The following is a 10,287-nucleotide window of genomic DNA, read 5'->3' as shown; positions in this document are numbered from 1 at the left end:
CAACGCGGGGCAAGCCCGCTCGCCACCAGGATATGTCTGGCGGGAACAGGCTTGTACAAAACCATAGAATCTCCCACAGGGACCGCTTCAGCTGCGATGTTAGTGTCTGGCGCAATTCCTGTCGGAGCTGGCGCCAGCCTGCGATGAGGCCAGCACAGGTTTGAAGCGTGGGAGCGGGCTTGCCCCGCGATGGCGGTCACACGTTGGTTACGCCACCACCCCCGCATCCGCCGTCAACCCCACCTCCTCGATGGCACTGATCGCACACTGCTCGTCGATATCCGACGTATCCCCGCTGATCCCGACCGCTCCCAGCACCTTGCCGTCCTGATCACGAATCAGCACCCCGCCAGGCGCCGGCACCACCGGCCGCTCGCCCAAACCATTGAGCGCAGCAAAAAAAGCCGGGCGCTGCTGCGAATCCAGCGCCAGCAAGCGCGAGCCCTTGCCCAGCGCCACCGCTCCCCACGCCTTGCCAATGGCCACCTGCGGCCGCAACAGGCTGGCGCCATCCTCGCGCTGCAACGCCAGCAGGTGCCCGCCCGCATCTAGCACCGCCACGGTCAAGGGCGCCGCATTGATGGTACGGCCTGCGGCAAGCGCGGCGTTGACCACGGCCACAGCCACTTTCAGGTTCAAAGCGTTCATCTAAAGGTCCTCTTTTTGTTGTGAGAAGCCCGAGGGCAGTTGAAAACCGATAGAGCAGATAGAACACAACAACCAATCGCTTTGTATACAATTTTCTGATTCATTTACTGCTGATGCGACGAAATGCCGCTTTTAACTGCCCAAAAATCCCCTCCGGCCCTGCCGACGAAAAGGAATTGACCTCAGGGGCAAAGCATGAATACACTCCATCGCAACACAAGTTGTATACAATTACAAAATCTATGAGGCACAAGTCATGAGCAAAATGAGAGCAATCGATGCAGCCGTTCTGGTCATGCGCCGTGAAGGTGTACAGACCGCATTCGGCATTCCGGGGGCCGCCATCAACCCGCTGTACTCGGCGCTGAAAAAAGTCGGTGGCATCGATCACGTCCTCGCTCGCCATGTCGAAGGTGCCTCGCACATGGCAGAGGGCTACACCCGCGCCAACCCAGGCAATATCGGGGTGTGCATCGGCACCTCCGGCCCTGCCGGCACCGACATGGTCACCGGGCTCTACAGCGCATCGGCCGACTCCATCCCGATTCTGTGCATCACCGGCCAAGCCCCCCGTGCGCGCCTGCATAAAGAAGACTTCCAGGCGGTGGACATCACCAGCATCGTCAAGCCGGTGACCAAGTGGGCAACCACGGTGCTTGAGCCAGGCCAGGTGCCGTATGCCTTCCAGAAGGCCTTCTTCGAAATGCGCAGCGGCCGCCCAGGCCCGGTACTGATCGACCTGCCGTTCGATGTGCAGATGGCCGAGATCGAATTCGACATCGACGCCTACGAGCCGCTGCAGGTCAACAAGCCGTCGGCCACCCGTACCCAGGCCGAAAAAGCCCTGGCCATGCTCAATGACGCCGAGCGCCCGCTGCTGGTAGCCGGCGGCGGCATCATCAATGCCGATGCCAGCGACAAACTGGTCGAATTCGCCGAACTGACTGGCGTGCCGGTGATCCCGACCCTGATGGGCTGGGGCACCCTGCCTGACGACCACCCATTGATGGTCGGCATGGTCGGCCTGCAGACCTCGCACCGCTACGGCAACGCGACGCTGCTCAAGTCCGACCTGGTGTTCGGCATCGGCAACCGCTGGGCCAACCGCCACACCGGCTCCGTGGATGTGTACACCGAAGGCCGCAAGTTCGTGCACGTCGACATCGAGCCAACCCAGATCGGCCGGGTATTCACCCCGGACCTGGGCATCGTGTCCGATGCTGGCCACGCCCTGGACGTGTTCCTGGAAGTTGCCCGCGAGTGGCAGGCCGCCGGCAAGCTCAAGTGCCGCAAGGCCTGGCTTGAAGACTGCCAGCAGCGCAAGGCCAGCCTGCAGCGCAAGACCCACTTCGACAACGTGCCGGTCAAGCCGCAACGCGTGTACCAGGAAATGAACCAGGTCTTCGGCAAGGACACCTGCTACGTCAGCACCATCGGCCTTTCGCAAATCGCCGGGGCGCAGTTCCTGCACGTCTACAAGCCGCGCCACTGGATCAACTGCGGCCAGGCAGGCCCGCTCGGCTGGACCATCCCGGCGGCCCTGGGCGTGGTCAAGGCCGACCCGAAACGCAAGGTAGTGGCGCTGTCCGGTGACTACGACTTCCAGTTCATGATCGAAGAGCTGGCCGTGGGCGCGCAGTTCAACCTGCCCTATGTCCATGTGCTGGTGAACAACGCCTACCTTGGCCTGATCCGCCAGGCGCAGCGTGGCTTCGACATGGATTACTGTGTACAACTGGCGTTCGAGAACATCAACGCCACCGACGCTGCCAGCTATGGCGTGGACCACGTCGCGGTGGTCGAAGGCCTTGGGTGCAAGGCTATCCGCGTGTTCGAACCGGCCGAAATCGCCCCTGCCCTGCTCAAGGCGCAGAAGATGGCCGAAGAGTTCCGTGTGCCGGTGGTGGTCGAGGTGATTCTCGAACGTGTCACCAATATTTCCATGGGCACCGAGATCAACGCGGTCAACGAATTCGAAGACCTCGCCCTGGTCGGCAACGACGCCCCAACCGCCATCTCGCTGCTCGACTGATCGCCTGACGCCCCCGCGCCGCGTGTGTCGGGGGCTTTAATCTGCAAGGAGACAACCATGCCTCGCTTCGCTGCCAACCTGTCCATGCTGTTCACCGAACAGGACTTCCTGGCCCGCTTCAAGGCCGCTGCCGATGCCGGCTTCACCGGTGTCGAATACCTGTTCCCGTATGACTTCGATGCAGCCGTGATCAAGCAGCACCTGCAAGCCAATGGCCTGACCCAGGTGCTGTTCAACTTGCCTGCCGGTGATTGGGGCAAGGGTGAGCGCGGCATCGCCTGCCACCCGGACCGCATCGAGGAGTTTCGCGCCGGGGTCGACACGGCCATCGAGTACGCCAAGGTGCTGGGCAATACCCAGGTCAACGCCCTGGCCGGCATCCGCCCGCAAGGCCTGCAGTGCGCCGATGTGCGCAAGACCTTCGTCGACAACCTCAGGTTTGCCGCCGACAAACTCAAGGCAGCCGGGATTCGCCTGGTCATGGAAATGATCAACACCCGCGACATCCCAGGCTTCTACCTGAACACCACGCAACAGGCCTTGGACATCCAGGCCGAAGTGGGCAGTGACAACCTGTTCCTGCAGTACGACATCTACCACATGCAGATCATGGAAGGTGACCTGGCGCGCACAATGCAAACCAACCTTGCATTGATCAACCATATCCAGCTGGCCGACAACCCTGGGCGCAACGAGCCGGGCACCGGCGAGATCAACTACCGCTTCCTGTTCGAGCACTTGGACCGCATTGGCTACCAGGGTTGGGTGGGCGCCGAGTACAAGCCGCTGACCACCACCGAAGCAGGCCTGGGCTGGCTGAAGACGCACAACGCTATATAAGGCCGCACACGCACCTTGCAGTAGCGGCCTTGCGCCGCGAAGGGGTGCGTAGCAGCCCCGGCGATCTTTGCCTTGGCACAAATACTGGGGCCGCTACGCAGCCCTTCGCGGCGCAAGGCCGCTCCTACAGAGATCCAACAATTACAACGAGGTAATCTCTCATGGCTAAAATCGGTTTCATCGGCACCGGCATCATGGGCAAGCCCATGGCGCAGAACCTGCAAAAGGCAGGTCACACCCTGTTCGTTTCGACCCACCACGACGCAGCCCCGGCCGACCTGATCGCCGCCGGCGCCGTGGCCCTGGCCAACCCGAAAGAGGTAGCCCAGGAAGCTGAATTCATCATTGTCATGGTCCCCGACACCCCGCAGGTCGACGCCGTGCTGTTCGGTGAAAACGGCGTGGCCGAAGGCGTCGGCCCGAACAAGGTGGTGATCGACATGAGCTCGATCTCGCCCACCGCCACCAAGGCGTTTGCCGAGAAAATCAACGCCACCGGCGCCGCTTACCTGGACGCCCCGGTGTCCGGCGGTGAAGTGGGCGCCAAAGCCGGCACCCTGAGCATCATGATCGGCGGTTGCCCGAAAGCCTTCGAGCGCGCCCTGCCGCTGTTCCAAGCCATGGGCAAGAACATCACCCGCGTCGGTGGCAATGGCGACGGCCAGACCGCCAAGGTGGCCAACCAGATCATCGTGGCGCTGAATATCCAGGCCGTTGCCGAGGCGCTGCTGTTCGCCGCCAAGAATGGCGCAGACCCGGCCAAGGTACGTGAAGCGCTGATGGGCGGCTTTGCTTCGTCGAAAATCCTCGAAGTGCATGCCGAACGCATGATCAAAGGCACCTTTGACCCGGGTTTCCGCATCAACCTGCATCAAAAAGACCTGAACCTCGCCCTGCAAGGCGCCAAGGAGCTGGGCATCAACCTGCCCAACACCTCCAACGCCCAGCAAGTGTTCAGCACCTGCGTGGCCCTGGGCGGCGGTAACTGGGACCACTCGGCGCTGATCAAAGGCCTGGAACACATGGCCAACTTCTCGATCCGCGACGACCAATGACCTGAGCCCCTGGGCTGCTACGCAGCCCATCGCGACACAAGGCCGCTCCTACAGAGGATCGCGGTCTGCCGTAGGAGCGGCCTTGTGTCGCGAAAGGGGTGCGCAGCACCCCTGGCGCTTCAAACACATGAACCTCTGACCCTGTAAAAGGCGCCAGAGGCAACCCCGAGCAACACCCGCCCCTGGTTCGGCCTGCACGGAGGCCGTTCCGGGGGCGTTTTCGATTCTTGAGACTGCCCAATCATGACGCCTGACAAAAAAGTGAAGATCCTCGCCACCCTCGGCCCTGCGATCGAAGGCATCGACGACATCCGCCAACTGGTCGAAGCCGGAGTGAACATCTTTCGCCTGAACTTCAGCCATGGCGAACACGCCGACCACGCCTTGCGCTACCAGTGGATTCGCGATGTCGAGCAACAGCTGAACCGGCCACTGGGCATCCTCATGGACCTGCAAGGCCCCAAGCTGCGCGTTGGCCGCTTTGCCGAAGGCAAGGTGCAGTTGCAACGCGGCCAGGCCCTGCGCCTGGACCTGGACAGCACCCCTGGCGATAGCCAGCGGGTCAACCTGCCGCACCCGGAAATCATCGCCGCCCTGGAGCCTGGCATGGACCTGCTGCTGGACGATGGCAAGCTGCGCCTGCGCGTCACCGCCAAGCATGCCGAGGCCATCGACACCGAAGTGCTGGCCGGCGGCGAGTTGTCCGACCGTAAAGGCGTCAATGTGCCCCAGGCCGTGCTCGAACTGTCGCCGCTGACCGAGAAGGACCGCCGCGACCTGAGCTTCGGCCTGGCGCTGGGCGTGGACTGGGTCGCGCTGTCCTTCGTGCAGCGCCCCGAGGACATTGTCGAAGCCCGCGCCCTGATCGGTGACCGCGCCTACCTGATGGCCAAGATCGAAAAGCCTTCGGCAGTGGAGCAGCTGCAGGCGATTGCCGAGCTTTGCGATGCGATTATGGTCGCCCGTGGCGACTTGGGTGTGGAAGTGCCGGCAGAAAGCGTGCCGCAGATCCAGAAACGCATCATCGGCACCTGCCGTCAGCTCGGCAAACCCGTCGTGGTGGCCACGCAGATGCTGGAGTCGATGCGTTTCTCGCCGGCACCGACCCGCGCCGAAGTCACGGATGTGGCCAACGCCGTGGCCGAAGGCGCCGACGCCGTCATGCTGTCGGCTGAAACCGCCTCAGGCGACTACCCGCTGGAAGCGGTGCAGATGATGAGCAAGATCATCCGCCAGGTGGAAAACGGCCCGGACTACCAGGCGCAGCTCGATGTCAGCCGGCCCAAGGCCGAAGCCACGGTGTCGGACGCCATCAGCTGTGCGATCCGCCGCATCAGTGGCATCTTGCCGGTGGCGGTGCTGGTCAACTACAGCGAATCGGGGGCCTCGACCCTGCGCGCTGCCCGCGAGCGGCCGCGCGCGCCAATCCTGAACCTGACCCCGAACCTGCACACCGCACGGCGCTTGAGCGTGGCCTGGGGCGTGCATTCGGTGGTCAACGACCGCCTGCGCCAGGTCGATGAAATCTGCTCGACGGCGCTTGAGATCGCCCAGGCTCAAGGCATGGCCAGCCGCGGCGATACCCTGCTGATAACCGCCGGGGTGCCGTTCGGCAAACCGGGCTCGACCAATACCTTGCGTATCGAAACGCTGGTTTGAACGGCAGCTACAGCGTGCGCGGTCTCTGTAGGAGCGGCCTCGTGTCGCGAAAGGGCTGCGTAGCAGCCCCAGCAATTGTCCATGATGCATAGATTCTGGGGCCGCTACGCAGCCCTTTCGCGACGCAAGGCCGCTCCTACACATTTCTGTGTGTGGCGACAGCCTGCGATTGGAGGGCGGAGCCCTCCCCGTACATCGCACTACAAACCCTGCGCAAAACCGAGGCCCGAAGAGGCCCAGCGCTTACCACTCACCTTACAGACTGCCCATGTACACCAAAAACTTCGTCAACCCGTGCCCCGACTGGGCCACGGCTTTGCTCAACGGCTTCAGCCAAGTGCTGCTGCTGCGCAACCCCTTGTGCGGCCTGTGCTGCCTGCTGGCCATCTTGCTGACAGCCCCGGCGCTGGTCGGCGGCGCCCTGCTGGGTGCGCTGGCCGGGCTGCTCACCGCCCAGCGGCGCGGCTATGACCGCGCCGACCGCCAGGCCGGCCTGTACTGCTACAACGGCGTGCTGGTCGGCATCCTGATCAGCGCGGTGCTGCCCTGGTCAGCCATCCTGCCGCCCCTGATCATCGCAGCCGGGGGGCTTTCGAGCATGCTCACCCACCAGTGGCGCAAGCGCGGCGGCAAACTGCTGGTGGCCTATACCGCCCCGTTCGTGCTGCTAGGCTGGGCCACACTGCTGCTGGCTGAGCCTTCGGCTGTGGTGCATGTCGAGGCTGCTCCCCTGGATGCCGTGCTGCGTGGCGTGGGGCAGATCTTCTTGCTCGATAAGCCCATGGCGGGCTTGTTGATCATTGTCGGCATGTACTTCGCCAACCCCTATGCCGCCACTTGGGCGGTGATCGGCTCGATGCTCGGGGGCGGCGCGGCGCTGCTGGCCGGTGAAGGCCAAGCGGTATGGATGGGCCTGTACGGGTTCAATGCAGCGCTGGCGGCTTTGGCGTTCAGCCGGCAAGGGGAACGGCCTTGGGTGACGTTGTTGGCTGTTGGCCTGGCATTGCTGCTGCAACCCTTGTTCAACCTGATGCCGGTGGCAGGCTTGACGGCACCCTTTGTGGTGGCGTGCTGGTTGATGCATGTTCGCGACCACCTGACCCAAGCCCAGCAAAAGCGTAATGCAACCGGCTTGCACAGCTGAAACCCAAGCCCTAGGCTCTGCCCATCGCAAAACGGACAAAGCCTATGAACACCCCCGAGAGCCTGCGCCAACGGCTCTATGTCATCGTATTCCAAACCGACACCATCGCCGGCCGGCGTTTCGACAAAGCCCTGCTGCTGATCATCCTGGCCAGCCTGGTCACGGTGATCCTCGATAGCATCGATGACGTGCACCAGAGCTACGCAAGGCTGCTGGCGATGATCGAGTGGGGTTTCACGGCGATCTTTCTGGCTGAATACCTGACCCGCCTGTACTGCTCGCCCAAGCCGCTGCGCTATGCGTTCAGTTTCTACGGGCTGGTGGATTTACTGGCCATTGTGCCGGGCATCATCGCGCTGTATTACAGCGACGCCCAATACCTGCTGATCATCCGCGTGATCCGCATGCTGCGGATTTTCCGTGTGCTCAAACTCAGCCCTTACCTCAAACAGGCCCACTACCTGCTGGCGGCATTGCAGGGCAGCAAGCAGAAGATCATCGTGTTTCTGGTCAGCGTCTCGACCCTGGTGACGGTGTTCGGCACCTTGATGTATGTCGTCGAAGGGCCGGAGCATGGATTTACCAGCATTCCCAAGGGCATCTACTGGGCCATCGTTACCCTCACCACAGTGGGCTTTGGCGACATCGTGCCGAAGACGCCGCTGGGGCAGGTGCTGTCCTCACTGGTGATGATTACCGGTTATTCGATCATTGCCGTGCCTACCGGCATTTTCACCGCCGAACTTGCCAATGCCATGCGCGGCGAGCAGTTGCAGCATGATTGCCCGGTGTGCGCCAAGAAGAGCCATGAGCATGGGGCGGCGTTTTGTTCGCGGTGCGGGAATGCGCTATTCACCAAAATCGACTGACTGACGCGGTGGTAGACCATCGCGAATTGCTGACATGCTCCGATTGAAGATACGCTCCTGAGCGGCCTTAAAGTCGGGTTTGGCATCTTTTCCGCGGTGAAGCTTCATTTCACTCGCCAGCTCTGCGACAGTTTCTTTGAACAGGTACTCATAGAACACAGACTCTACCTGCGCTGACTGGAGTTCTTTATTGAGGCGAACATTATCGGCTCGCCACCCCTCAATATCTGAGCCTTTCTGTACGGCGAAGCCCTCATCAAACCTATCACTGGCCCTGTAAGACTTTATCTCCGCCTGGCCGTTTCGCCGGCCAGTAATCAGCAGGCTTTCCTGTGACAACTGCGTAAGTCCCGTACGCTTCATTACCCCTATCCGTTTGAGAGCGCCGGTTAACGAGAAATGTCGGCCAGAGGGATCAACTCTGTTTACCGGATCTCCGGCGCAGTACGCGTAGGCATTGAGTCCGCCCTGCGCGAACGGGCTGAGATCATCCGCCGTTGTGAATCTCATCAGGATCGGACTGTACAGCCTGTGCCCGCTCCCTAACAGATAACCGCCAAGCTCGGCGTAGAGCCACTGCCCGTTGAACCCGATCCGCACGCCTTCCGCCAACGCCCCGTAACCGTAAACGCTGTACGCTTGCAACTGCTCTGTCTCATCGGTCCGTGAACCAAGCGCTGACAGACTCCTGTCACATAGCAGCAACCAAGCCAAACGCCGTGCGTGCCGTTCTTTCATGACATATACCCGTCCCGGAACCCTGCAGCCATTGCAACGCCCACCCGCCAACCCCGCAACTGGCAGAATTGTCAGTCCCCTCCCAGCAACGCATAAGCAAAGACCCATTCGTTCTTTAATTGCCCCCAAGTCACCCGCTATAGTCGCAGGCACTCTGCCACCTCCTTTCAATAACAAGGACGCCACGTGAAAAAACTCTTTAGCGCCTCGCTGCTCGCCGCAGGCCTGGCCTTGGGCAACCTGGCCCAGGCCGCCCCGACCCTGCTTAACGTTTCCTACGACGTGATGCGCGACTTCTACAAGGACTACAACCCGGCCTTCCAGAAGCACTGGGAGGCCGAGCACAAGGAAAAGGTCAACGTGCAGATGTCGTTCGGCGGTTCGAGCAAGCAGGCCCGGGCGGTCATCGACGGGCTGCCGGCGGATGTCATCACCATGAACATGGCCACCGACATCAATGCCCTGGCCGACAACGGCAAGCTGGTGCCAGACAATTGGGTAACCCGCCTGTCGAACAACAGCGCGCCGTTCACCTCGGCCACGGTGTTCATTGTGCGCAAGGGCAACCCCAAGGCGCTGAAGGACTGGCCAGACCTGCTCAAGGACGGCGTGCAGGTGATCGTACCCAACCCCAAGACTTCGGGTAATGGCCGCTACACCTACCTCTCGGCGTGGGGCTATGTGCTCAAGCAGGGCGGTGACGAGAGCAAGGCGCGCGATTTCGTCGGCAAGCTGTTCAAGCAGGCGCCGGTGCTCGACACCGGCGGCCGCGCCGCCACCACCACCTTCATGACCAACCAGATTGGCGATGTGCTGGTGACCTTCGAGAACGAGGCAGAAATGATCGCCCGCGAGTTTGGCCGTGATCAGTTCGAAGTGGTGTACCCGAGCGTGTCGGCCGAAGCTGAACCGCCTGTGAGCGTCGTCGACAAGGTAGTGGCGAAAAAAGGTACCCAGGCGGTGGCCGAGGAATACCTGAAGTACCTGTGGTCGCCGGCGGCTCAGGAGATCGCTGCGCAGAACTACCTGCGCCCCCGTGACGCCACAGTGCTTGCCAAGTACACCGACCGTTTCCCCAAGGTGGACTTCCTGTCGGTAGAAAAAACCTTCGGTGACTGGCGTACCGTGCAGAAGACCCACTTCAACGATGGTGGCGTGTTCGACCAGATCTACAGCGGGCAGTAACCGCTTCAGGCAGTTCGCGGCAAGCCTGCACTGGCCAGACATATCTCCTTGTGGCGAGCGGGCTTGTCCCGCGTTGGGCTGCGCAGCAGCCCTGAGGATTACCCTTGGGTTTTCAGG

Annotated in this window: 8 protein-coding genes and 1 pseudogene; 7 read left to right on the top strand and 2 right to left on the bottom strand. The window is 61.9% G+C overall.

Going from position 1 to position 10,287, the window contains the following annotated elements:
* Positions 1-207: 207 nt before the first annotated feature.
* Positions 208-648, bottom strand: coding sequence for a heme-binding protein (locus tag HU720_RS23180; protein ID WP_186523343.1), 441 nt, complete (start codon positions 646-648; stop codon positions 208-210).
* 256 nt (positions 649-904) lie between these two features.
* On the opposite strand from HU720_RS23180, the gene gcl reads away from it, so the two are divergent.
* The 6 genes from gcl (at position 905) to HU720_RS23150 (ending at position 8,247) form a co-directional block, all read left to right on the top strand.
* Positions 905-2,680 carry a glyoxylate carboligase gene (gcl, locus tag HU720_RS23175; RefSeq protein ID WP_186523342.1) on the top strand — a complete coding sequence of 592 codons (1,776 nt, stop codon included), beginning with the start codon at positions 905-907 and terminating at the stop codon, positions 2,678-2,680.
* Positions 2,681-2,737: 57 nt separating this feature from the next.
* Positions 2,738-3,520 carry a hydroxypyruvate isomerase gene (hyi, locus tag HU720_RS23170; protein ID WP_186523341.1) on the top strand — a complete coding sequence of 261 codons (783 nt, stop codon included), beginning with the start codon at positions 2,738-2,740 and terminating at the stop codon, positions 3,518-3,520.
* 161 nt (positions 3,521-3,681) lie between these two features.
* A complete protein-coding gene (locus HU720_RS23165) occupies positions 3,682-4,575 on the top strand; it encodes a 2-hydroxy-3-oxopropionate reductase (protein ID WP_186523337.1) in 894 nt (297 codons plus the stop codon).
* 243 nt (positions 4,576-4,818) lie between these two features.
* On the top strand, positions 4,819-6,234 hold the full coding sequence (gene pyk, locus HU720_RS23160; RefSeq protein ID WP_186523334.1) for a pyruvate kinase: 1,416 nt from the start codon (positions 4,819-4,821) through the stop codon (positions 6,232-6,234).
* 268 nt (positions 6,235-6,502) lie between these two features.
* Positions 6,503-7,378 (top strand): urea transporter, encoded by an 876-nt coding sequence (locus HU720_RS23155; RefSeq protein ID WP_186523332.1) that lies wholly within the window; start codon positions 6,503-6,505, stop codon positions 7,376-7,378.
* Between the two features lie 44 nt (positions 7,379-7,422).
* Positions 7,423-8,247 carry an ion transporter gene (locus tag HU720_RS23150; protein WP_186523330.1) on the top strand — a complete coding sequence of 275 codons (825 nt, stop codon included), beginning with the start codon at positions 7,423-7,425 and terminating at the stop codon, positions 8,245-8,247.
* 357 nt (positions 8,248-8,604) lie between these two features.
* Here HU720_RS23150 and HU720_RS24450 read toward each other — a convergent pair.
* Positions 8,605-8,886 (bottom strand): annotated as a pseudogene (locus tag HU720_RS24450) (RHS repeat-associated core domain-containing protein); the annotation flags it as partial.
* Positions 8,887-9,171: 285 nt separating this feature from the next.
* On the opposite strand from HU720_RS24450, the gene HU720_RS23140 reads away from it, so the two are divergent.
* Positions 9,172-10,170, top strand: a complete 999-nt coding sequence (locus tag HU720_RS23140; protein ID WP_186523328.1) for a sulfate ABC transporter substrate-binding protein — start codon at positions 9,172-9,174, stop codon at positions 10,168-10,170.
* Positions 10,171-10,287: the final 117 nt, after the last annotated feature.

This window comes from Pseudomonas sp. SWRI51, from assembly GCF_014268825.1.
In the GTDB taxonomy this organism is placed as follows: Bacteria; Pseudomonadota; Gammaproteobacteria; order Pseudomonadales; family Pseudomonadaceae; genus Aquipseudomonas; species Aquipseudomonas farsensis.
Note: the sequence above shows the minus strand (reverse complement) of the source record. Positions and strands in the feature narration are given on the sequence as shown.

Excerpts from the sequence above, each read along its gene's own strand:
- pyk (WP_186523334.1), top strand. The coding sequence starts at position 4,819 with ATGACGCCTGACAAAAAAGTGAAGATCCTCGCCACCCTCGGCCCTGCG.
- HU720_RS23165 (WP_186523337.1), top strand. The coding sequence starts at position 3,682 with ATGGCTAAAATCGGTTTCATCGGCACCGGCATCATGGGCAAGCCCATG.
- HU720_RS23150 (WP_186523330.1), top strand. The coding sequence starts at position 7,423 with ATGAACACCCCCGAGAGCCTGCGCCAACGGCTCTATGTCATCGTATTC.
- HU720_RS23180 (WP_186523343.1), bottom strand. The coding sequence starts at position 648 with ATGAACGCTTTGAACCTGAAAGTGGCTGTGGCCGTGGTCAACGCCGCG.
- HU720_RS23155 (WP_186523332.1), top strand. The coding sequence starts at position 6,503 with ATGTACACCAAAAACTTCGTCAACCCGTGCCCCGACTGGGCCACGGCT.
- hyi (WP_186523341.1), top strand. The coding sequence starts at position 2,738 with ATGCCTCGCTTCGCTGCCAACCTGTCCATGCTGTTCACCGAACAGGAC.
- gcl (WP_186523342.1), top strand. The coding sequence starts at position 905 with ATGAGCAAAATGAGAGCAATCGATGCAGCCGTTCTGGTCATGCGCCGT.